Here is a 22,241-nt window from a genome sequence, read left to right as displayed (position 1 = left end):
TCCTGGGTTGGACGGATGTCCCCTGCGCTCCGTTCCGTGCCCCGACGGCACCGCCCTCACGCCGGGACCCCCAGCGCACCGGCGAGCATCGGCCACGAGGCGGCGAACTCCCGCTTCCAGTATGCCCAGCTGTGTCCTCCTCCCGCGTAGAAGTGGGTCGTCACCGGGATCCGCAGCAGCGCGAGCGCGGCCGTGAAGGCGTGGACGGACGGCCACAGCGCGCTCTCCAGCGCCTCCGGCAGCCAGTCGCCGACGCCGCCGACGACCCCGCTGCCGCTCGACACGTACAGGGCGGTGCCCCGTAGTCCCGCCGCCCGGGAGCGCGGGTTGAAGTCCCGCCACGTCGGTGCGTTCTGGCGGGGGTCGCCCCACAGGGACAGGGGTGCCAGGTTCTCGCGGGCCACGATGGCGTCGATCAGCGTGGGCACCCCGGGAGCCGTCGTGTCGAGGATGCCGCTGTAGGAGGCCGCCGCGGTGAACGTCCCCGGGTGCCGGGCGGCGTGCGCCATCGCCCCGTAGCCGCCGGTCGAGACCCCGGCGACGACCCGGACACCGGAGGCCCGGTAGTCGCGGGCCAGCAGCGCGGGCACCTCGCTCAGCTGGAACTTCTCGTAGTCGGGGCCGCCGCGCCACACCGACGGGATGCCGGTGGGTCCCGCGTCCGGCATCGCCACGATCAGCTCCCGGCCCTCGGTGAACGCCTCGATGTCCGTCTCCCGGGTCCAGGACGTGTAGTCGTCGTGGGCGCCGTGGAGCAGATACAGCACGGGGTACGTTCGCCCGGGCCGCGTCCCGAACGAGGACGGCAGGATCAACCGCACCGGAGCGCTGCGACCCAACGCGGCGGAGGGGAGCGAGACGTCGAGGGTACGGGGGCCGAGGCGCGTGGCGGTGGCCGCGGGGGAGGCGGCGGCGCGGGTGGTGGCGCGGCCGGGGGCGGCTTCGGCGGGGGCCGTGCCCGTCGTGGCGCCGAACAGGGCGGCCAGGCCGCCGACGGCGGCCGCTCGGGTGACGGCACGGCGGGACGGTCCGGCGGCGCGGTCGGGGACGGCGGTCGCCCGCCGGAACATGCCGGCGGGACGTGGGGTCGTGCCGGTGTCATGGTGGGGCATGGCGGCTCTCCTCGTTCGGGTTCAGCGGGTCTGCTCGTCGAGCTCGCGCCGCAGATGGGCGGCGATCCCGTCGACGTGAGGCGGGTCCAGCAGCGACAGGTGGTGGCCCGCGACCCGGACGACCGTCAGCCGGGGGCACACCTCGTCCCAGCCGAGCGCCTCGTCGTCCCGCTCGTACGCGGGGTCCCGCACGGTGTGCGGGGCGGGCTCGGTGGCCCGGTACAGCACCACCGGCCCGTCGTGGCGGCCCGGCCGGTGGGCCTCGCCGATCCGCAGGTCGAGGTACGAGGCGCGCTGGTGCTCCAGGGCGGCCGCCGGCACGTCGGCGGCGTCGCGCAGCGCCCGCAGCACGGTGTCGACGCGTTCGCCGTCGTCGTCCGTCGCCGCCAACTCGTCGTACGGCAGCCGCAGTCGTACGCCGTAGGCCTCGGCGACGTGCCGGGCGAAGCCGGTGAAGTGGGCGCGGATCCGGTCCGCCGGGGTGTGTCCGGGCGGGTCGGGGAGGGGGCGGACGGAGTCGATGAGCGCGACCAGGGGGACGTCCCGACCGGCGGCCGTCAGCTGCCGGGCGGCCTCCTGGGCGACGAAGCCGCCGAACGACCAACCGCCCAGGAGGCAGGGCCCGTCGGGGTGCACGGCGGTCACCGCCTCGACGTACCGGCGCGCTTTCTCGGCCACGGTCCGCGCCTCCTCGGTCCGCTCCAGCCCGTACACCGGCCGCCCGGAGCCGAGCCGCTCGACGAGCGGCCGGTAGACGTCGGTGGTGCCGCCCGCGGCATGGACGAGGAAGAGCGGCGGCCGCGAGCCGCCGGCTCGGAGGGTCCGGAGGGGGACGCCCACGGCGGCCGCCGGCGGCGCGACCGAGGGGAGCCTCCGACCGGCCACCGACGCCGCAGGCGGCAGGGCGGGTGGTGACGGTGCCGGTGGGGTCGCGAGGGCCTGGGCGGTGGTCCGGTCGGCTTCGGTCAGCGCCTGTTGGATGCGTGCCGCCGACTCCTGGACCGTCGCCGCGCCCAGCAGGTCCCGCAGGGGCAGTTCCACCCCCAGCTCGTGCTGCAGGCCGGTGCGGATGCGGACGGCCATCAGGGAGTCGAGGCCGAGTTCGGCGAAGGCCGTGGCCGGCGTGACGCGCGCCGGCGGGTACCCCGTGACGACGGCGATGTGATGGCACAGCCGCGCGGCGACGGACGCGTCCTCCGCGCCCCGCACCTCCGCCGCGCGGGACGCCTCCGCCGTACTCCCCGCCTCCCCCGTACTCCCCGCCTCTGCCGCGCCGTGCACCTCTGCCGCGCCGTGCACCTCCGCCTTACCGCGGACCTCCGCCGCGCCGCGCACCCCCTCCTCCGCGCCGCGAAAGCCCCCGCCTCCGCACCCGCCCCCGCCTCCGCCCCCGCCTCCGCCCCTCCCGTCCGTCCACCAATGGCGTGCGTGGCGCCAGCGCGGGGTCGGAAGGTCGATGACGCGCCCCGGGGGCGGCGGTAGGCGCAGGCCGGCCGTGTGCAGGGTGGCCAGGCGGGTGAGGAAGGCGGCGGTGTCGTCGGTGTCGCGGTGCAGGGAGCCGAGGGCCAGGGCGCCGGGCGCATTGGCGGTGAGGGCTCCGGTGAGGACCGGGTGGGGTGAGATCTCGACGAAGGCCGTGTGGCCGTCGGCGGCGGCGGAGGCGACGGCACGGTCCAGCCGTACCGGTCGCCGCAGGTTCGCCGCCCAGTGCGCGGCGTCGAAGAGGCACTCGCCGCGTGGGTCGTCCAGGACGGTGGAGTAGACGGGGACGCGGGGCCGTCCGCCCCGGACGTCGGCCAGGGCGGACGTCAACTCGGCGAGTAGCGGCTCCACTTGGGGTGAGTGCCCGGCGCCGGTCACCCGCATGGCCCGCACCGCACGCCCGTCCCGCTCCAGACGGCGCACCAGCCGGGCCACCGCCTCCTCCTCGCCGGTGACGACCTTCTGGGTGGGGGAGGAGTACACGGCGACATGGACGTCGGGGAAGTCCCGTTCCAGCGCGTCGAGTTCGGTGTCGTCCAGGTCGACGACCGCCATGCCGCCGCCGCGCAGCCCGCCGAGCAGCCGGGCCCGCACGGCGACCACCCGGGCCCCGTCCGACACGTCCAGCGCCCCCGCGCACACCGCGGCGGCCACCTCGCCCAGGGAGTGGCCGATGACGGCGGCCGGTTCGACGCCGTAGGCGCGCCACAGTTCGGCGAGCGCCAGCTGGAGGCCGAAGAGGACGGGCTGGGCGATCTCCAGTCGATCGAGGGGGCCGCCGGAGGCCAGGTGGTCGTGGAGGGACAGACCGCACTCCGGGGCGAGTTGCCCGTCCAGCTTCTCCACGGCGGTCGCGAAGGCGGGTTCCTCGGCCAGCAGCCGGCGCCCCATCCCGGTCCACTGGCTGCCGTACCCGGAGAAGACCCACACCGGGCCACGCCCGAGCAGGTCGCGGTCATCGGTCACGAGGCGAGGGTGGGGCAGTCCCTGTCCCAACGCCCGCAACCCTTCCTCCAGTTCGTGCCGGTCGCGGGCGACGACCGCGGCGCGAACGGGTCCCCGTCCGGCACGTCCGGCGAGCGTGCGGGCCACGTCCGCCAGGTGCGCGGCGCCGCCCTCGGGCGTGCCGAGCCAGTCGGCGAGCCGGGCCGCCGTGTCCCGGACGCGGGCCGGGTCGGCGTCCGAGAGCACGTGCAGCCGGGCCGCCGGCTCGTCGGCCGGGGGCGGCAGCAGGGCGCCCGGCCGCCACTCCTCCAGCACGGCGTGGGCGTTGGTGCCGCCGAAACCGAACCCGGAGACCCCCGCGGTGGCCGTACCGCCGTACCGGGGCCACGGCTCGGGCTCGGTCACCAGCCGCAGCCGTACGTCGTCCAGGGAGCTGCCCTCGGCGGGACAGTGCAGCGACGGCGGGATCAGGTCGTGGTGCAGGGCGAGCACGGTCTTCACCAGCCCGGCGATCCCCGCGGCGGACTCCAGATGCCCGAGGTTGCCCTTGACGGAGCCGAGGAGCAGCGGCTGGTCCGGGTCGCGGCCCGCGCCGAGCACGGCGGCGAGCGCGCCCGCCTCGATCGGGTCGCCGAGCGGGGTGCCGGTGCCGTGCGCCTCGACGTGGTCGACGCGCGCCGGGGTGAGCCCGGCGCGCCCGTACGCGGTGGCCAGCAGCTCCCGCTGGGCGGCCGGGTTGGGGGCCAGCAGGCCGTTGGAGCGGCCGTCGGAGTTGACGGCGGTGGCGCGGATGACGGCGAGGACGCGGTCGCCGTCCCGTTCGGCGTCGGACAGCCGCTTCAGCAGCACGGCCGCACACCCCTCGCCGCGCCCGATGCCGTCGGCGGCCGCCGAGAACGGCTTGCAGCGCCCGTCCGGCGCGAGGGCGCCCGCCCGGCGGAAGGCGACGGTGACGGCGGGGGAGAGCAGCAGGTTCACCCCGGCGGCGATCGCCGCGTCGCTCTCGCCCGTGCGCAGGCTGACGCACGCGTGGTGCACGGCCACCAGCGACGACGAGCAGGCCGTGTCGACGGCCATGCTGGGCCCCCGGGTGTCCAGGACGTAGGCGAGGCGGCCCGCCGCGACGCTCAGTGCCCCGCCCGCCGGCGCCCAGGGGTCGACGGCCGCCGGGTCGGCGCCGGTGAGCTGTCCGTACTCGGGCGCGGAGATCCCGACGAAGACCCCGGTGGCGGTGCCCGCGAGGGACGCGGCGGGGACGGCGGCGTGGTCGAGGGTCTCCTGGACGACCTCCAGGAGGATGCGCTGCTGCGGGTCCATGACCGCCGCCTCGCGCGGGGTGATCCGGAAGAACTCCGCGTCGAACCCGGCGATGTCGTCGAGGAAACCGCCGTACGGCTGGGCCTCGGCGGGCGGGAAGGCGGTGAAGTCGCGCCAGCGGTCCTCCGGGACCCGGCGGATCGCGTCGACGCCCCCGGTGAGCAGCCGCCAGTAGGCGTCGGGCCCGTGCGCACCGCCCGGCAGCCGGCAGCCCACGCCGACGACCGCGATCGGCTCGCCCGGGGCGGGCGGCACGGGGGCCCGCACGACCGGCGGTCCCGTCCGCGTCGCCGTACCGCACAGGCGGGCCACCAGCGCGTCGCCGGTCGACGCCTCCCAGACCAGCGTGACCGGAAGGTCCCGGCCCGTCGCCCGGGACAGGTCCCCGGCGAGCACGACCGCGTCCCGTGAGGACATGCCGAGGTCGGCGAGCGGCCGGTCCATCGGCACGTCCGCCGCGTCCGCACCGGTCCACGCGGCCACCCGCTCGGCGACCAGCCGCCGAAGCTCTCCCTCCTCGACGTCCCGGACCGCCCTCACGGGGAGACCTCCGCCCAGGCACCCGCCGCGTACCGTTCACGGGTGAGCGCCCGCGACACCTTGCCGCTGGACGTCCGGGGCACGGTGCCCGGCGGCACCAGGACGACGTCGGCGAGGCGCAGGCCGTGGCGGGCGGAGACCGCGGCGCGCACGGCACGGGTCACGGCCGGGACGTCGAGGTCGGCGAGGGTCGTGGTCCGCACGTGCTCCGCGACGACGACCACCCGCTCGCCCGCGCCGCCGGGCACGCCGGGCACGCCGAAGGCGGCGAGCCGGTCGCGTCGCAGCGCCGGGTGCGCGTCCTGGGCCGTGGCCTCCACGTCCTGCGGGTAGTGGTTGCGGCCGTCGACGACGATGAGGTCCTTCAGCCGCCCGGTCACGATCAACTGCCCGTCCAGGACCGTCCCCAGATCGCCGGTGCGCAGCCACTCGCCCGGACCGTCGTCGGGGTCGGCGAACACGGCGCCGAAGACCCGCCGCGTCTGCCGCTCCTGATTCCGGTAGCCCCGCCCCACGTTGGGGCCCTGCACCCAGATCTCGCCCACCTCGCCCTCCGCCAGCGCGGCCCGGGACACCGGGTCGGCGATCCGGAGCCGCTGGCCCGCCGGGGCGCCGCAGCCCGCCAGCAGCACCACCCTCGGATCGTCGGGCCGGGCGGGCAGCGCCTTGCCGGTGGCGAGGGCGTCCCGGTCGATCGCGAACCCGCGCAAGGGTTCACCCGGCCGGGCCGCGCAGACGAACACGGTCGCCTCGGCCAGCCCGTACGACGGGCAGTGCGTTCCCGCCGGCAGTCCCTGCGCGGCGAACGCGGCGTGGAAACGGTCCGCCGTACCCGGACGCACCGGCTCGCTGCCGTTGATCAGCGCGGCCACCCCGTCCAGCCGCAGCCCCGCCTTCTGGGCCTCGGTGACGGACGCGGCGCAGTAGTCGTAGGCGAAGTTGGGCGCCGCGCTCAGCGCCCGCGGATGCGCGGCGAGCAGCCGCAGCCAGCGCACCGGCTCGTGCAGGAATGCCACGGGGTCCATGAGCACCGACAGCAGTCCCCGCACCACCGGCGCCGCGACGCTCAGCACGAGCCCCATGTCGTGGTAGAGCGGCAGCCAGCCCACGCAGGTCACGGGCCGGGTGTCGGCCCCGTAGGCGGCGAGCGCCTGGCGGGCGTTGGCGACGACATTGGCGTGGGTGATCTCCACCCCGGCAGGGGTGCGGGTCGAGCCGGAGGTGTACTGCAGGTACGCGACCGCCGCGGCGTCCGGCGGCTCGGGCCGCCACCCCTCGGCGGCGGAGTCGGGCACCTCGTCCGCGGCGACGATCCGCACGGCCGGATCGGCGCAGAACTCCCGTACCTCTTCCCGTAGCCGCCCCGTCGTCACGACGACGGCCGGGCACGCGTCGGCGAGGACGGCCGCCAGCCGGTCGCCGTGGCCCGGCAGACCGGGCGGATAGAGCGGGACGGCGACCAGTCCGGCGGTGAGCGCCGCGAGGAACGCGGTGACGTAGTCCGTCCCCTGCGGGCAGAGCACCGCGACCCGCTCCCCGGGCGCGGCCTCCTCGGCGAGCCGGGCGGCCACGGCCCGCACCCGCAGATCCAGCCGCCGCCAGGTCAGCGTGCGGTGGACGCCCCGCGACCCCGGGGCCGGATGGTCGACGAACGTGAACGCCCGACGGTCGGGAGTGGTGGTGGCCCAGTGCCGCACGTATTCCGGCAGGCTCCGGTACGGGGGTGCGAACGGGGGACGGCGGCTGTCCATCGGGCATGGCTCCTCACGTCGTCGCGGACGGTGCTTGCGGGGGCGGACGGGCCGGTCACAGGGGGATGTTGCCGTGCCGGCGCTCCGGCATCGGGGCACGCTTGCCGCTCAGCGCGCGCAGGGCGCGGCAGAGGTGGGCGCGGGTGTCGCGGGGGGCGATGACCGCGTCGACGTACCCCCGCTCGGCGGCGAGGTACGGCGTGCCGTGCGTGGTCTCGTACGCGGCGACGAGGCGGGACCGCAGCGCCTCGGGGTCGGCCGCGGCGGCGAGTTCCCGGCGGTGCAGCACGCCCACCGCCCCCTCGGCGCCCATCACGGCGATGCGCGCGGTGGGCCAGGCCAGGTTGATGTCGGCGCCGAGATGCTTGGAGCCCATCACCGCGTAGCCGCCGCCGTACGCCTTGCGCACCACCACCGTGACCTTCGGGACGGTCGCCTCGGCGTACGCGTACAGCAGTTTGGCGCCCCGGCGGATGATGCCCGCCTGCTCCTGGCGGACCCCGGAGAGATAACCGGGGACGTCGGCGAAGGTCAGCAGCGGTATGCCGAACGCGTCGCAGAACCGTACGAAGCGCGCCGCCTTCTCGGAGGCGTCGATGTCGAGTACCCCCGCGGCGTGCAGCGGCTGATTGGCGACGATCCCGACGGAGGCCCCCTCGACGAGGGCCAGGGCGCAGATGATGTTCGGCGCGAACAGCTCCTGCACCTGGAGGAGTTCACCGTCGTCGACGACCGCGCGGAGCACGTCCCGCATGTCGTACGCCTGCCCGAGCCGGTCCGGCACCACCGTGTCGAGGCCCGCCCCGTCGGGCGCGGCCCCCGGCGCGTACCGCGGGGGCCGCTCCAGGTTGTTGGCGGGCAGATACGACAGCAGGTCCCGTACGGTGTCGAGGGCGTCCACCTCGTCGGCGGCGAGGAAGTGGGCGTTGCCGTTGACGGTGTTGCTGGTGCGGGCGCCGCCCAGCTCCTCAGCGCTGGCGCGTTCCCCGGTGACCGTCTCGATGACGTCGGGCCCGGTGACGAACATGTGCGAGGCGCCGTCCACCATCACGGTGAAGTCGGTGATCGCGGGCGAGTAGGCGGCCCCTCCGGCGCACGGCCCGAGGACGACCGAGATCTGCGGGATCACCCCGGAGGCCCGTACGTTCCGCCGGACCAGTTCGGCGTAGAGGGCGAGTGAGGTGACGCCCTCCTGGATACGGGCGCCGCCGCCGTCGTTGAGGCCGATGACCGGGCAGCCCGTCTTCAGGGCCAGGTCCATCAGGGCGAGGGTCTTCTCCCCGAACGCCTCGCCCATGCTGCCGCCGAAGACGGTGGGGTCCTGCGCGAACACACAGACCGGGCGGCCGTCGATCGTGCCGTGCCCGGTGACCACTCCGTCGCCATAGGGGCGGCGGGCACCGTCGACGGAGGGCCGCGCCCGTACGAACATCCCGGTCTCGGTGAACGAGCCCGCGTCCAGCAGCAGATCGATCCGTTCCCGGGCGCCGTACTCACCGCGTCTCCTCGGACCGCCCGGAGCGACGGCCAGCGCCCGGCGCTCCGCCAGCTCGCCTACCCGGTCGGCGGTGCGGTCAGGGGCCCGTCCGACGGCAGGGCCGCCGACCGGACCGGCGGCCGGTTCGGGCACACGGGCCGGCGTCCGTTCCGCGGGCGCCCTCGTCCGGGATGTCGTCACCTCAAGTGTCACAGCCACCTCCGAAGTGGCTTCGAATATGGCAGCGCGACGGCGGGAGACCGCGGTGATCCGCTCATCGTGTGCGGGAGTTGAGTCCCGGCGGCCCGGCGTTAGTCCCCCTGTGACAACAACCGGCGCACCACCGGTGCACGAGCGGGCGGAGCACCGGGGAGGATGGGTCCATGGATGTCGACGCACTGCGCCGGGACACCCCGGGCACCGCCCACCGGATCCACCTCAACAACGCCGGAGCCGGTCTGCTCTCACGGCAGACCCTGACGGCCGTCACCTCCCACCTGGAACTCGAGGCCGCCATCGGCGGCTACGAGGCCGCGGCACGGGAGAAGGAACGGATCGGCGCCACCTACACCCAGATCGCCCGACTGCTGGGAGGGCGGCCCGAGGAGGTCGCCCTCTTCGACAACTCCACCCACGCCTGGAACGCCGCCTTCTACTCCCTGACGTTCAAGCCCGGCGACCGCATCCTCACCGGCCGCGACGAGTACGGCAGCAACGTCCTCGCCTACCTCCAGATCGCCCGCCGCACCGGCGCGGAGATCGTGGTCGTCCCCGACGACGGCCACGGTCAGCTCGATGTGGCCGCCCTCGCCGAACTGATCGACGAGCGGACCCGGCTGGTCGGCGTCACCCATGTGCCGACCAGCGGCGGCCTGGTCAACCCCGCCGCCGAGATCGGCCGGATCACCCGCGCCGCCGGGGTGCCGTTCCTGCTGGACGCCACCCAGTCCGTGGGGCAGTTCCCGGTCGACGTCACCGAGATCGGCTGCGACATGCTCACCGCCACCGGCCGCAAGTTCCTGCGCGGCCCACGCGGCACCGGCTTCCTGTGGGTGCGGCCCGAGGCCCTGGAGTACCTGGACCCGCACGTCGCCGAGATCCAGGCGGCCATCTGGGACGGCGAGCGCGGCTTCACCTGGCAGCCCGGCGCCCGGCGCTTCGAGAGCTGGGAGACCGGCTACGCCAACGTCCTGGGCCTGGAAACCGCCGTGCGCCAAGCCCTCGACCTGGGCCTGGACCGGATCGGTGAACGGGCCCTCGCCCTCGGCGGGTATCTGCGCGACCGCCTCGACGCCCTGCCCGGCGTCACCACCCACGACCTCGGCGCGCACCGCTGCGCCATCGTCACCGCCAAGGTCGACGGCGTGCCCGCCGCCGAGGTCGCCGCCGCCCTCGCCCGGCGCGGCATCAACGTCACCCACACCGTCCCCGAGCACACCCAGTTCGACACCGAACACCGGGGCGTCCATCCCCTGGTGCGGCTCTCCCCGCACTACTACAACACCGAGGCCGAACTCGACCTGGCCGTCGAGGCCATGGCCGACATCGCCTCCGGCGGGTGACACGAGGGCCCGGGGCGGTCGACACCGCCCCGGGCCCTCATGGCCGTACCGGCCGCCGTCCGGTGCCTCAGGACTCCTTGCCGCGGCCCGACATCGCGTCGCGCAGACGGTCGACGAACCCCATGCCCGGCGCCAGCATCTTGTTGGCCGGGGGCTTGTCCGGCGCGGACGGATGCGGCCGGGTCGGCGCCGTCTTCTTGGCCGTCCGCACCTTGTCGCCCAGCTGGTCCAGCATCTCCGCCGGACAGGACTGGGTCATCCGGGGGAAGAGATTGGTCTCCTCGTCCCGCACATGGCTCCTGATCTCGGTCATCAGCTGGGTGATCAGCCGGTCGAACTCGGGATCGTCGGCCTCGCACCGCTCCAGGTCCTTCATGAGCTGCTCGGCCTCGGCGTGGTCCTGCAGCTCGCGGTCGGCGATCGCGTCCCCGTCGGGCACGTGCTCACGGACCGCCGGGTAGAGGTACGCCTCCTCGGCGACCGAGTGCCGGATCAGTTCGATGGTGACCTGGTCCGCGTACTCCTTGCGCTTGGTGTGGCCCGAGGGCAGCTGCTCGATCTTGCCGAAGAGCTCCTCCACCTCGCGATGGTCGGTCTTGAGTTCCTCCACGACGTTTCCGCCATGTCCCATGACTCGCTCCTTTCCGCCTGTCCCGGCCGTCTGCTGCGGCGGGTCCGAGAAGGGCCAGTGAACCCCCTCCGAGTCCGCTTTCGGGGCATTGATCCCTTGGTGGTCAGGTCGGCCGGCCCCTGTGGCCGAGGACACGTCCGTCGCGTGGTCTGCGCCATTCCCGTCGTGACGGTCCCCGGCTACGTTCTTGGTGCGCGCTCCCCAGTACCCCGGATGGCCCAGTGCACGCAGATCTCTCCCCTGTCATCGCCGCGACCGCCCAGTGGCTGACCCGCGCCTACCCGGCGGGCGGCGGCGCGCTCGACTCCGCCCTGTGCGAGGCACAGGCCCGGCAGGCCGTGACCGTGGCCGCCTGGCTGCGCTACCCGACGCCGATGGACGCGGGCCTCGTGGGCGTCGCCGGACCCGGCGGCTCGGCCCGGCTCGACTGGATCACCGGCTACGAGACGGCCCACGCCGAGGACGACGAACACGCCTGGCGGACCTGGGTGGACGAGGTCGTAGCCAGCTGGGCGGCCTGCCTGCTCACCGATCCCGCCCTGGCGGGCGCCGCGGTGACCGCCCTCGCCGGCACCCACCACACCGCCGGTTCCCCCGTCGCCTTCCGCCGGCTGCTCACCCCGGACGAGCACGACCGCCGGGCGGCCGCGCTGCTGCGCCACCCCGATTTTCTCGCCCCCGTGGCCGGACTCCACCACGCCGGCCTCCTCGACGCACTGCGGCCGGGGCAGGCCCTGACGGCCTGAACCCCGGCCGCGACCGGCCCGGCCCCCGCTACCAGCGCAGCGGAAGGCCGGCGAGGAACTCGGTGAGCCGATTCGAGAGGACCCGGTGGTCGTTGAGCGACGGATGCCAGTCGCAGCCGAGGAGATCCAGGGCCGCGTCGCCGTAGAACCAGTGGCGGACCCGGTCGTCGCCCCGCCGGTTGCGCTCCCGCACGACCCTCGTGGTCGCGTCGGAGAACGGCCGGGTCGCCGACACCACCAGGAACGTGCCGGGGCCGTAGCGCGCACGGAGCCGGTCGAGGAACCCGTGGTAGGCGCTCTCGTAGTCGGCGACCAGCGCCTCCTGGGTGGCCCAGCGCTCCCCCGGACGCAGCGGCGTCGAGAAGTCGTTGATGCCGAGACCGATCACCACGACCTGCGGGCGCCAGCTGCCGGGCCTCGGCCACACGTCGCCGTCCACGTTCAGCAGGGCCCGCTCGTAGAACGTGCGGTAGCTGACGCCCGGATCGCCGCCGTTGTAGTTGCGGACCATGCCGCGCCCGGAGATCGCGTTGAGCTGGTGGTCCGCGTCGAACCTGCGCGCGGTCAGCGCGCCGAAGGCGAGGTCGGCGTTGCTGTTCCGGTTGACCCCGCCGTTGCCCGAGCAGTCCCGGGTCCGCGACACATTGCCGTACCCGGCGGTGAACGAGTCGCCGATGAACTCGATCTGCCGGGTCCGCGCCCGGGTCGGCCCGAGGATCGCCCCGCCGGGGGCCGCCGTGAACCCGCCGAACCGCCCCACCGCCCAGGGGCTCTCCGTGCGCTTGACCAGCCGCACGGTGTGCTCGGTGTCGGGCAGGCCGCGCAGCCAGGACACGGTCCGGCCCGGGGTGACCAGCGTGGCGGCGGTCGCCCCGTCGATCCGGACGTCGTAGTCGTTGGCGGCGTCGTCGAGGACGATCCCGACCCCGGTGCCGCGGAAGCGCGCCTCGAAGTACACACCGGGCCAGGTGTACTGCACCATCCCGTCGGCGGCCTCCTTCACCCGGCCCACGGTGTGGAACGCGGCCCGCGCCTCGGCCGCCGCCCGCGCGGGGGAGGGGACGGTGGCGGTGACGAACCCCGCGGCGGCGGCAGCCACCAGGGTCCTTCGGGAGAGGCGGGACGGCGGGGGTAAGGGGCGAGACGTGTGCATGGGGCATCCCTTCGGCGCGCGGACGGATGGGTGCGGAGTGGGGGAGCGCGGGGGTGGGAGCGCTCCCAGGTCATGCGCTTTCGAAGGTGACCGCCCCATGCGCCCCAGTCAACCCCTCGGGTCGACATCCGTCACAGGTCTGTCCGTCACGCCTCTGTCCGGCACACACGCCCGTGCCCGTCACGCCTCTGTCCGGCACACACGCCTCTGCCCGTCACGCGTCTGTCCCTGCGGGGACGGGGGCGCGGTGGTGTCAGCCCGCCGCGTGGTCGACGCGTAGCCGTACCTGCTCCTCCAGACGTCGCAGGCTGGTGTCGAGGGCGTCGGCCACGGCCTGTTCACCCGGGTCGTGACTGTCGTCGAAGAAGGACAGATGGACCGTGACCTCGCTGGCCCCGCTGTCGATGCCGGCGACCTGGAGCCAACCCGTGTAGCTCGACCGGCCCCGTGTGCCCCACTCCAGCCGCATCTGCTCGCGCCGGGCACGCAGCAGGGCGGCGGTGTCCTCGTCCGTGCGGTCCTCGTGCACGGTGACGGCGGGCAGACCGGCGGCCGCCACATGCAGGTCCTCCGGCAGCCAGGCGTCCAGCTGGTCGATGTTGGCGGCCTGGTCGAACACGTGCTCAGGCTGTGCGGGCATCGTGCGGGAACGTTCGTACTCGGTCATGGCGGCAGCACCCCGACCCGTCTCGGCGCAGCGGACCCGCGCGTGGGCGTGCCGGGTACCCGGCCGCCCGGGACGTGAATCAGCCACCGGTCGCCGACGGTCGGTCCGTCGACCGCGGAACTGACTCGGTGGTTTCGGGTACCCGTGCGCGGGCGGCGCCGTGAAGGACGCGTCCGCCGGGACACAGCCGAGTGCGAGGAGGTACGCGATGCGACTGCGGGATCACGTGGTGGTGGTGACGGGGGCGTCCGGCGGGATCGGCAGGGCCACGGCCGAGGCGTTCGCCCGCAAGGGGTGCGCCGTGGTGCTGGCCGCGCGGCGCGAGGAGGCGCTGGAGGCGACCGCACGGGAGTGCGGGAAACACCGGGGGGCCCGGACCCTGGTCGTCCCGACCGACACCACGGACGCCAAGGCGGTCGAGGACCTGGCCGCGCGCGCCGTGGCGGAGTTCGGCCGGATCGACGTCTGGGTCAACAACGCCGCCGTCAACGCCTTCGGCCGCTTCGAGGACGTACCGCTGGAGGACTTCCGCAAGGTCCTGGACGTCAACGTGATGGGTTACGTGTACGGGGCGCGGGCGGCGCTGCCGGTGATGCGCGCGGAGGGCCGCGGCACGCTGATCAACATCTCGTCGATCGCGGGCGCCGTCGCCCAGCCGTACAGCCACCCGTACAGCATGTCGAAGCACGCCGTGCAGGGTCTCGGATCGAGTCTGCGGCAGCAGTTGCGGGTGGAGGGCGTGAAGGGCATCGACGTGTGCACGGTCATGCCCGCGACCATCGACACCCCGCACTTCGAGCAGGCGGCCAACTTCACCGGGCGCAAGGTGCTCGCCATGCCGCCCGTGTACAGCCCCGAGCGGGTCGCCCGGGCCGTCGTCGACCTGGTCCGGCACCCGCGCCGCGAGGTCGTCGTAGGCCCCGCCGGCAAGGCCCTGGTGCGGCAGGCGAGGAAGTCGCCCGGCAGGGCGGAGCGGGTGATGGCGCGGCAGACCGACAAGACCCATCTGTCCCACGACGAGGAGGCTCCCGCCACCCACGGCGCGCTGCACATCCCGGCGTCCGGGGAGGGCGCGGTGCACGGCGGCTGGGGCGGCCGGCGCCGTACCGCGCTGCGCCGTACGGCCACCGTCGCGCTCGTCGGGGCGGGGGTGGCCGCCGCGGGGCGCCGGCTCAGCCGGAGCGCCTGACACGCGTGGGCCGGGGGCGGCGGACGTGCCGCCCCCGGGCCGGTGGCGCGCGCCGAGGTCAGGGGCGCCGAGGTCAGGGGCGCCGAGGCCGAGGTCACCGGACCCTGGTGGCGCATGCCGCCGAAGCCCCCGACCAGCGCCGTCCAGGTGCCGGCGGCAGGTGGCGCTGGGGCGAAGAGGACGCCGAGGCCAGGTGGCGCTGGGGCGAAGAGGACGCCGAGGCCAGGGGCGCGCCGAGGTGGAGGGAGCCCCAGGGGACTCCCTCGCCGCGCCCGCGTTCCGTCCTCAGCCGCCCTGTTCCGTCACGACCGCGTCGAGTGTGGCCGCCACCGCGTGCAGGTCGTCCGGCGCGGACCGGCCGGTCGCCAGGCGTTCCCTCAGCTCCCCGCCGGAGATCACCCTCAGGGCGCCCCGTTCGCTCGCCGAGGCAAGCTCGCGGGCGGAGAGCACCCTGACGCGCCCCCGCGCGAGCACCAGGGTGGCGTCGTCCTCACGCTCCAGCAGTTCACGGACATGGCTTGCGGTGATCATCGGTCTGCGCCCCTTCCTCGCGCTGTCCTCGACGAGCCCCCTTCCCCGGGAGCCCTCGATGCCGGTCTCCTTCTCCGGTTCGCGGCCGGCCCGTCACCCCGCCATCCGCCCGGCCGTGAGGGACCGCATCGGCACGCGGACCCGCTCCATCACGAAGCCGCTGCGCACCCGCGCCGGGATACGCGACAGCGAGATCCTCAGGCTCTGGGCCGGTACGTCGTACTCCAGCCGGGCCAGCCTCGGGCCCAGCGCCGCCAGCAGCGCGATCGTGGCGTCCTCGCCGGGGCACCGGTGGCCGGCGGCGCGGTCGTCGCCGCCCTGCGGGACGAGTTCGTCGCGGCCGGGCGGCCGCTCCAGGAAGCGCCGGGGGTCGAGGGTGAGCGGACGGTCCCAGACGGCGGGGTCGTGGTTCTGCCCGTACAGGTCGAGCAGGATCAGCGTGCCCGCCGGGATCGGCTCGCCCCGCCACTCCAGATCGGTGACGGCGCGCCCGCCGATGAAGGGGGCGAACGGGTAGAAGCGCCGCAGCTCATGGGCGAACGCCACGGCGTACGCGGGGTCCCCCTCGGCGAGCCGCTGGCCGATCTCGGGCCGGAAGTGCAGCGCGTGCCCGGCGTAGGCGACGAACCAGCACACGGCGACCGTGGGGCGGATGATGTTGATCAGTTCGACGGCGGCGGTGTGCGGGTCGAGTACCTGGCCGTCGGCGTCCCGGTGCCGCACCACCGCGGCCAGCGGCGACCCGGCCCGCGCCTTGGCCGCACCCTCCCGCACGTCCTCCACCAGACCGGCGAGCCACGCCTCGCAGCGGCTCCGTGCCTGGCGGGCCCGCCAGTGCCGTGGCCCGGCGGTGGCGAAGCCGTCGACCATGGCGACCAGGTCACGGGCCGTCTCCTCGGCGTCGTCGAGGGGAATGCCGGCCCACCGGCAGACTCCCCGGGTGAGCACCCGGCTCGCCTCGTCGAAAAGGACCACCGACGGGTGCCCGGACCACTCGTCCACGGCCTCGTCCCAGGCGGACACGACCTCGTCCACGAGGCCGGCCACCGCCTCGCGCCCCGTGAGCAGCGACAGGAACAGTTCCTTGCGGGCGCGGTGGGTCCGCCCGTCCAGCGTGTGTACAGCTCCCTGACCGAACAGGGTGTTCAGCACCGGGCCGGGGAGCGCCGTCGCGCGCTCCACATGCCGTTCGTCGTAGAAGAACCGCACGGCCTCCGGGCCGCACAGGGCCACGGCGCGCTGTCCCATCACACGGACCCGCACCAACGGCCCCGGGGTGCGGGTCCTGAGGTCGGGCAGCCAGTTGTATCCCTTGACGAGTGCCGCGAGCGAACTGTCCACGAGCGGGGGGCGACTTGGATTCATGCGGCGCGAGTGCCCGCACCGCGCCTGCCGTAACGCCCGTCGGTGACGTCCGTCAGTCGAACCGTGGCCTCAGTCGGACCGTGGCCTCAGTCGGACCGTGGCCTCAGTCGGACCGGAGCCAGGCCCTGATCCAGCCGGCCTGCATCGCCGCGTCGAGCAGATACGTGGGGCGTATCCGGCCCCTGGGGACGTACACCAGGTCGACGGCCAGCAGGGTGAGGGCGGTGCCCAGACCGACGCGGCGCGCGTGCGCCCGCCCCTGTTCGGTGCCGCCCGCCGCCAACTGGGTGACACCGGCGGAGACCAGCAGGCCACCCGTCGTCATCTGGAGCCAGGTGTCCTCCTTGGGCCCGAAGACCCAGGCGAAGCTGCGCAGGTGCAGCAGCGGCCACAGCCCGCCGACGACGTTGAAGGCTCCCTGCGCGAGCGCCAGGGCGTCCGGCGTCGCGCGCGCTTTCCCTTCACCCATGGGACCGTCCCTTCACGCGGGCCGTCCGGGTACCCGCGCCCCCGGCCGGGTAACGAGAGGACGGCGTCGGACCGCGACGGCGGCGCCGCGGAACCCCGAGGGCGGGTCGTCCCGCCCGGACCGGTGCGACCGTCGTGACGACGCGGGTGGCCCCGGGGCTCCGGGGCACCGAACCGAACCCGAACCGCACCGGCGGCTCGACGGGCCTCAGCGTGCCGAGGTCGTCCCCCTCGAAGGCCGCCGACAGCGTGCGGACCGGCCGCAGATCCCGTGCGCCGTACCACTCGCGGCGCCCCGAGCCGGCGCTGCCCCGCGTGCGCACACCCCGCAGCAGCAGCCGGGCGGGGAGGTCGGTCAGGGCGCTCCACACCGGCCGCCGGACGAGCGCGCCCGGCAGGGCGCGCAGCAGCAGCCCCAGGGGACCGCTCCGGCCGAGAGCGAACCGCAGGTCCAGCGGCCCGGCCCGGACGGCCCAGGCCCGAGGGCCGCGGCGCACGTGGACCGGCACGACCCGCACCTCGTCGAAGCGGTAGGTACCGGAGATGAAGTCGGCCGTTTCCCGCGTCGGGGCCAGCAACAGCCGGTGTCCGTCCGCCCGCTCGACCATCACGTCGGCGAACGGCCCGAACGGCGACACCTCCCAGTGCCCCACCACGATGCGCGTCCCCGAGGACGTCCCCAGTCCCGCGATCCAGCCTTCGAAGACCAGCCGCCCGGAGCCGTGCCGACGCCGTGCCCTCACCCGGTCCGCTCCCGCGTGCCACCCTCGGGCACCCCGGAGGGGCAGGGGCGGGGCCGGGACATCCCGAGCCGCACATGCCTCACCCCCGGCGAGAAGTGCGCCAGCGGTTCGGCGCCCGGCGCGGGCAGGCCCGCCGCCCGGGTGAGCGTCTCCTCGACGGCGTCCACGGTGGCCTCGCACAGCGGCCAGGGCTCATGCTCCACGGGTGTCTCCCAGATCCGGCCGAACCGGCTGGTGTACGCCCGCCAGCGCGAGGTCAGCCATACGTCCCGCTCGGTCGGTCTGATCGCTTCACCGGGGCGGACCACCAGCCGGTACGACGCCCCGCCGCTCCACCGGGCACCTGTGTACGAGACGGCCGTCATGTCCCGCGAGGTCCTCAGCCGGCCCAGGCGGTACGGCGCGCCGACGGCACGGGCCGCCAGCATCAGCGGGCAGGCCACCTCGATGGAGAGGAACCACAGCCCGTCCCGTCCGTCCGGGGTGCGGACGTACGTCCGCAGGTTGGTCTCCGCGAAGGTCGGGAGCCCCCGTGCCGAGGCGGGCAGGCCGGGCGTGCGCACGTCGGCCATGACGAACGGCGTAAGACTCACCCACGCCGTGTCCTCGTACGTGTCCACGACCAGGCCCTCCGGCAGGAGGGCCTGCACCTGCTCGGGACGGAACGGCCAGTGCACGAACGACTGCGTCGACCATCCCGCCCGCAGGACGGGCATCCGGACCCGTTCCTCTGCTCCATAGGCCACCACAGCGTGCGAGTCCCCGGCCGCGGCCTCCGGAAACGCGGAGGCCGACGACGTGGAGGTCGACGACGTGGAGACCGACGACGCGGCACCGTGCGGGGAACGCGCCCCGCAGCTCACTGGACGATCAGGGCCACCGCCATACCGATCAGCCCGATCGCGACCACCGCCACGAGCAGGATGATCAGGACGAGCGGTAGGGGACCCCACCCCTTGCGCCGCACACCGGGCGGGTCGGGGTTGGCCACGCCGGAGGTTCCGCCCTCACCGGGCGGCGTCTCACCCGGGGGCACTCCGCCGCCCGGTTCGAGGCCCGTGGTCCGGTTCGGCTCGGGGTCAGGGCTCGTCATGGCACACCCACCTCCCGGCTTGTCACTGCTTCCCATCCACTGCTCCCCTGCGGGGAGGGGTGGGGAGGACGAGGTCCGGGTTTCCCGGGTCCACCCGGGCGAAACAGGCAGACGGGGGGTGTCACACGGCCGGTCCTCGGTACTCCGCACGGGAAACAGCACCAGTCACCGGCAGCGGGAGGCGACCATGAGCACAGAGAACCCGGCGGACGACGCCTACCAGCCCACCGGCGGCAACGAGGAGCAGGAGGACGCCGCCCCCCTGGACCTCCAGGACGCGGTCGACGAGCGTACGTACGACGACATCCTGGACGAGGGCTACTCCCCGCCCGAGCGGCCGCTGGGAGTCACGAAGACCGGGACCACGGCCGCCGAGCAGCACGAGGGCGAGTCCCTCGACGAACGGCTGCGCCAGGAGGTCCCCGATGTGACCGTCCCTCCCGGTGACGGGGTCGGCGACCTCCCCGGCGGCGAGGGCGAACCCGTCGACCCGGAGGCCGGCGAGGACCGCGCCGGCCGCCTCGTGGCCCCGGACGAGGGCGCGCACACCGACACCACCAAGGAACTCGTCGCCGAGGACGAGGGCATCGACGGCGGAGCGGCGGGCGCGGAGGAGGCCGCCATGCACATCGTCCCCGACGACCGCCTCCCGGGCCCGGACGACTGAGGCCCGCCCAGGGCGCACCGCGTCCCGTCGGCACAGCCCCCCGCGGACCGGGAACGCGAGGGGGCCTCAGGCCCCGGACAGGCCCCGGACGGACCTGCGGCACCGGCCCAGACGAACACGCGGACGTCCCAGAGCCAAGGTCGAGCGGCGCGCCCGCGGGGAGCGGGGCGCCGTTCAGGACGTCCGTCAGGTCCGGCCGCGCGTCGGACGCGCGGCCGGCTCCCACCCGGTGTCCCGGGGCCACCCGCTCGACGCCCATGAGCAGCGAGGCGGGCCCGTACAGGGCCGTCTCCAGCGTCACTACGCGTGCCGCCGCAGATGGCGCAGCCGTCACTATGCGTGCCGCCGCAGATGGCGCAGCGCCGACGCGGCCGCGTTCGCGCCGCACATGCCGTGGGCGCCGGCCCCCGGCGGTGTCGCGGCGGAGCAGATGTACACACCGGGCACGCCGGTGCTGTACGGGTCCAGAGCCGCCCGGGGCCGCAGGACGAGCTGGAAGGCCGTGTTGGCGCCGGCGATGATGTCACCGCCCACGTAGTTGGGGTTGTACTCCTCGAACCCGCCCGGCGAGCGCACGGCCCTGTCCAGCACCCGCTCGCGGAACCCGGGGGCGAACCGCTCGATCTGCGCGACGATGGCCTCAGTGGCGTCGCCGTCGTAGCCGTGCGGGACGTGCGCGTACGTCCACACCGGGTGGACGTCGCCCTTCGAACGCCCCGGATCGGCCAGGTACTGCTGGCCCACGAGGACGAAGGGCCGCTCCGGCATCCGCCCCGCGCACACCGCCTGCTCGGTGGCGGCGACCTCGTCGTAGTTCCCGCCGAGATGGACGGTGCCGGCCCGCCGGGCCGCCTCGTTGGTCCAGGGCACCCCTTCCTGGACGGCGAAGTCGACCTTGAAGGCGGCGGGGCCATGGCGGTAGCGGCGATAGGCCCGCGCCACCCGCCCCGGCAGCCGGTCCCCGAGGATGTCGGCGACCGCGCGCGGGGCGACGTCGAACAGCACCACGTCGGCCGGGGGGAGATCCGCCCGCGAACGCACGCGCGTACCGGTCTCGATCCGGCCGCCGAACTCCCCGAGCAGCGCGGCGAGCGCGTCGCTGATCGCGCGGGACCCGCCCGCCGCCACCGGCCAGCCGTACCGGTGACCGGCGGCGATGATGGTCAGGCCGACGGCTGCGCTCGCCGGCCGCCCGAACGGCCGGAACGCGTGGGCGGCCACCCCGGCGAAGAGCGCGCGGGCCGGTTCCGACCGCCACCGGCGGGCCACCGCGGCCGCGGGCAGCAGGGCCTGCGGCCCGAACCCGGCCAGACGCAACGGATGCCGCGGCACATGGAACAGAGGCCGCATCAGATCTTCGGCGAGCGCGTCGTAGCCGTCCGCGAGCGGCCCGAAGACCTTCAGCCAGCGGCGTCCGTCGGCACCCCCGAGCCCGTCGGCCGTCTCCTTCACGGAGCGGTGCAGGACTCCGGCGGCGCCGGAGTCCAGCGGATGCGCGCAGTCCACCTCCGGCAGACACCAGCTGAGCCCGTGCCGTTCCAGGCCGAGCCCGCTCAGGAACGGGGAGCCCACGGCCATGGGGTGGGTGGCGGAGCAGTGGTCGTGCAGCAATCCGGGCGTCAGTTCGCTGGTGCGGGTGCCGCCCCCGATGATGTCGGCCGCCTCCAGGACCGTGACCTCGACACCTTCCCGGGCGAGGAACACGGCGGCGGCGAGACCGTTCGGCCCGCTGCCCACCACCACAGCCGTACTCATGAGCCTCCTGTGCTTCCTAGAGGGCCTTCGACGAGGGCGTTCGACGAGGGCCTTCGACGAGGGCCTTCGACCCTAGAGGAACGCGTCGGCCCGCCGCGGGCGAAACCCCGTCCAGGGTGTATGGGTGGGTGAACACGGGGGCTCTCCGGCCGGTGTACGGAAGCGTTCGCGGATCGTCCCGGTATGTTCCCGTACGCCCGTCATCGAGTCGGCGTACGCCCTCCGGGGGATCCCTTGGAAGCTTTGTTCAACCTCGTACCCATCCTCATGATCGTTTTCGCGGTGGGCGCGGCTGTCGCTCTGGTCCGCCGTTCCCGTCGCGTCGACGACGCCTGGACCAGAGGACTCACCGCGAAGGCGCGCTGCGTCAGGACCTATACGACGACGAGCGGCGGCGGGAACAACACGGTGCACACGACACTGCACCACGTCTACGAGTTCACCACCCGGGACGGGCGTGTCATCCGCTTCGACGAGGAAGGCGGTCCGTCGACCACGGTCGAGGGCGACGTCGTCACCGTGCACTATCTGCCGGAGCGCCCGGAGCACGCCACCGCCAAGCCCCCGGCCCGGGCGAAGCTCGCCGCGACCACGTGCGGCGCGGTGCTCTTCCTCGCCGCGTTCATCGCCTTCGCCGTCTTCCTCATGGTCGCCTGGAACTCGGACGGTTCGATGCCCTGATGCCCTCGACGGCTCCCGGCGGGCGTCGGGAGCCGTGTGAACCCGGTCCTCGTGGTCAGGCGTCGGGCGCCGCGTGGACCCGGTGGCCCACGAAGGTCTCCAGGACCCGCGTGGCTGCGATCTCCTCCGGCGGGCCGGCGGGCACCCCGACCGCGAGCAGCGCCTCACGCGGGCCGGAGCGCAGCGAGGAACGGAAGCGGACGGCGCAGGCGAGCGCGGTGAGGCCGTAGTACAGGGCGACGAGCAGGCCGCTGGCGTGGACGGCGGCCAGCAGCATGTCCGTCGACCTGGTCCTGGAAGCCCTGGCAACCCGCGCCCCAGCCCTCGACCGACCCCGACCGGCCGTGGGCGGTAGCTGAGGCGAGG

At 74.7% G+C, this 22,241-nt stretch carries 20 protein-coding genes; 5 read left to right on the top strand and 15 right to left on the bottom strand.

What is annotated here, in order from left to right; all coding sequences use genetic code 11:
* Positions 1-56 precede the first annotated feature (56 nt).
* The 4 genes from ACZ4Z2_RS31660 to ACZ4Z2_RS31645 form a co-directional block, all read right to left on the bottom strand.
* On the bottom strand, positions 57-1,070 hold the full coding sequence (locus ACZ4Z2_RS31660; protein WP_468080728.1) for an alpha/beta hydrolase: 1,014 nt from the start codon (positions 1,068-1,070) through the stop codon (positions 57-59).
* Positions 1,071-1,133: 63 nt separating this feature from the next.
* Positions 1,134-5,396 carry an acyltransferase domain-containing protein gene (locus ACZ4Z2_RS31655; RefSeq protein WP_468080698.1) on the bottom strand — a complete coding sequence of 1,421 codons (4,263 nt, stop codon included), beginning with the start codon at positions 5,394-5,396 and terminating at the stop codon, positions 1,134-1,136.
* The gene (locus ACZ4Z2_RS31650; protein ID WP_468080696.1) at positions 5,393-7,147 is read right to left on the bottom strand and encodes a fatty acyl-AMP ligase; all 1,755 of its coding nucleotides are present in this window, start codon (positions 7,145-7,147) and stop codon (positions 5,393-5,395) included. The genes ACZ4Z2_RS31655 and ACZ4Z2_RS31650 overlap by 4 nt, the downstream gene beginning before the upstream one ends.
* A gap of 55 nt (positions 7,148-7,202) precedes the next feature.
* A complete protein-coding gene (locus ACZ4Z2_RS31645; RefSeq protein WP_468080695.1) occupies positions 7,203-8,777 on the bottom strand; it encodes an acyl-CoA carboxylase subunit beta in 1,575 nt (524 codons plus the stop codon).
* A gap of 230 nt (positions 8,778-9,007) precedes the next feature.
* Here ACZ4Z2_RS31645 and ACZ4Z2_RS31640 point away from each other — a divergent pair, with 230 nt between their 5' ends.
* The gene (locus ACZ4Z2_RS31640; protein WP_468080694.1) at positions 9,008-10,186 is read left to right on the top strand and encodes an aminotransferase class V-fold PLP-dependent enzyme; all 1,179 of its coding nucleotides are present in this window, start codon (positions 9,008-9,010) and stop codon (positions 10,184-10,186) included.
* A 67-nt stretch (positions 10,187-10,253) separates the two neighbouring features.
* Here the strand turns inward: ACZ4Z2_RS31640 and ACZ4Z2_RS31635 are convergent, their stop codons facing one another.
* Positions 10,254-10,817 carry a hemerythrin domain-containing protein gene (locus ACZ4Z2_RS31635; RefSeq protein WP_468080693.1) on the bottom strand — a complete coding sequence of 188 codons (564 nt, stop codon included), beginning with the start codon at positions 10,815-10,817 and terminating at the stop codon, positions 10,254-10,256.
* Between the two features lie 221 nt (positions 10,818-11,038).
* Here ACZ4Z2_RS31635 and ACZ4Z2_RS31630 point away from each other — a divergent pair, with 221 nt between their 5' ends.
* Entirely contained in the window at positions 11,039-11,563 is a 525-nt protein-coding gene (locus ACZ4Z2_RS31630; RefSeq protein WP_468080691.1) for a hypothetical protein, read from the top strand.
* Positions 11,564-11,591: 28 nt separating this feature from the next.
* Here the strand turns inward: ACZ4Z2_RS31630 and ACZ4Z2_RS31625 are convergent, their stop codons facing one another.
* Entirely contained in the window at positions 11,592-12,716 is a 1,125-nt protein-coding gene (locus ACZ4Z2_RS31625) for an SGNH/GDSL hydrolase family protein (protein ID WP_468080690.1), read from the bottom strand.
* Positions 12,717-12,969: 253 nt separating this feature from the next.
* Complete coding sequence (locus tag ACZ4Z2_RS31620; RefSeq protein WP_468080688.1) at positions 12,970-13,383, bottom strand: SRPBCC family protein; 414 nt, start codon at positions 13,381-13,383, stop codon at positions 12,970-12,972.
* A gap of 208 nt (positions 13,384-13,591) precedes the next feature.
* On the opposite strand from ACZ4Z2_RS31620, the gene ACZ4Z2_RS31615 reads away from it, so the two are divergent.
* Positions 13,592-14,572: an SDR family oxidoreductase gene (locus tag ACZ4Z2_RS31615; RefSeq protein ID WP_468080686.1), complete on the top strand. Its 981-nt coding sequence runs from the start codon at positions 13,592-13,594 to the stop codon at positions 14,570-14,572.
* Between the two features lie 285 nt (positions 14,573-14,857).
* Here the strand turns inward: ACZ4Z2_RS31615 and ACZ4Z2_RS31610 are convergent, their stop codons facing one another.
* The 6 genes from ACZ4Z2_RS31610 to ACZ4Z2_RS31585 form a co-directional block, all read right to left on the bottom strand.
* The gene (locus tag ACZ4Z2_RS31610) at positions 14,858-15,103 is read right to left on the bottom strand and encodes a hypothetical protein (protein ID WP_468080684.1); all 246 of its coding nucleotides are present in this window, start codon (positions 15,101-15,103) and stop codon (positions 14,858-14,860) included.
* Positions 15,104-15,196: 93 nt separating this feature from the next.
* Positions 15,197-16,468 carry a cytochrome P450 gene (locus ACZ4Z2_RS31605; RefSeq protein ID WP_468080683.1) on the bottom strand — a complete coding sequence of 424 codons (1,272 nt, stop codon included), beginning with the start codon at positions 16,466-16,468 and terminating at the stop codon, positions 15,197-15,199.
* 103 nt (positions 16,469-16,571) lie between these two features.
* Positions 16,572-16,937, bottom strand: a complete 366-nt coding sequence (locus ACZ4Z2_RS31600; RefSeq protein ID WP_468080682.1) for a hypothetical protein — start codon at positions 16,935-16,937, stop codon at positions 16,572-16,574.
* Complete coding sequence (locus ACZ4Z2_RS31595; RefSeq protein ID WP_468080727.1) at positions 16,930-17,646, bottom strand: hypothetical protein; 717 nt, start codon at positions 17,644-17,646, stop codon at positions 16,930-16,932. The genes ACZ4Z2_RS31600 and ACZ4Z2_RS31595 overlap by 8 nt, the downstream gene beginning before the upstream one ends.
* A gap of 29 nt (positions 17,647-17,675) precedes the next feature.
* On the bottom strand, positions 17,676-18,395 hold the full coding sequence (locus ACZ4Z2_RS31590) for a YqjF family protein (protein WP_468080681.1): 720 nt from the start codon (positions 18,393-18,395) through the stop codon (positions 17,676-17,678).
* A 143-nt stretch (positions 18,396-18,538) separates the two neighbouring features.
* Entirely contained in the window at positions 18,539-18,772 is a 234-nt protein-coding gene (locus ACZ4Z2_RS31585; RefSeq protein ID WP_468080679.1) for a DUF6480 family protein, read from the bottom strand.
* Positions 18,773-18,959: 187 nt separating this feature from the next.
* On the opposite strand from ACZ4Z2_RS31585, the gene ACZ4Z2_RS31580 reads away from it, so the two are divergent.
* Entirely contained in the window at positions 18,960-19,439 is a 480-nt protein-coding gene (locus ACZ4Z2_RS31580) for a DUF5709 domain-containing protein (RefSeq protein WP_468080677.1), read from the top strand.
* A gap of 333 nt (positions 19,440-19,772) precedes the next feature.
* Here ACZ4Z2_RS31580 and ACZ4Z2_RS31575 read toward each other — a convergent pair whose 3' ends face one another.
* Complete coding sequence (locus ACZ4Z2_RS31575; RefSeq protein ID WP_468080675.1) at positions 19,773-21,194, bottom strand: phytoene desaturase family protein; 1,422 nt, start codon at positions 21,192-21,194, stop codon at positions 19,773-19,775.
* 234 nt (positions 21,195-21,428) lie between these two features.
* On the opposite strand from ACZ4Z2_RS31575, the gene ACZ4Z2_RS31570 reads away from it, so the two are divergent.
* Positions 21,429-21,875, top strand: coding sequence for a DUF3592 domain-containing protein (locus ACZ4Z2_RS31570; RefSeq protein ID WP_468080674.1), 447 nt, complete (start codon positions 21,429-21,431; stop codon positions 21,873-21,875).
* A gap of 55 nt (positions 21,876-21,930) precedes the next feature.
* Here the strand turns inward: ACZ4Z2_RS31570 and ACZ4Z2_RS31565 are convergent, their stop codons facing one another.
* Complete coding sequence (locus ACZ4Z2_RS31565) at positions 21,931-22,152, bottom strand: hypothetical protein (protein ID WP_468080672.1); 222 nt, start codon at positions 22,150-22,152, stop codon at positions 21,931-21,933.
* Positions 22,153-22,241 lie beyond the last annotated feature (89 nt).

It is taken from the genome of Streptomyces sp. NPDC030183, from assembly GCF_055573455.1.
This window is presented reverse-complemented; position numbering and strand designations above follow the sequence as displayed.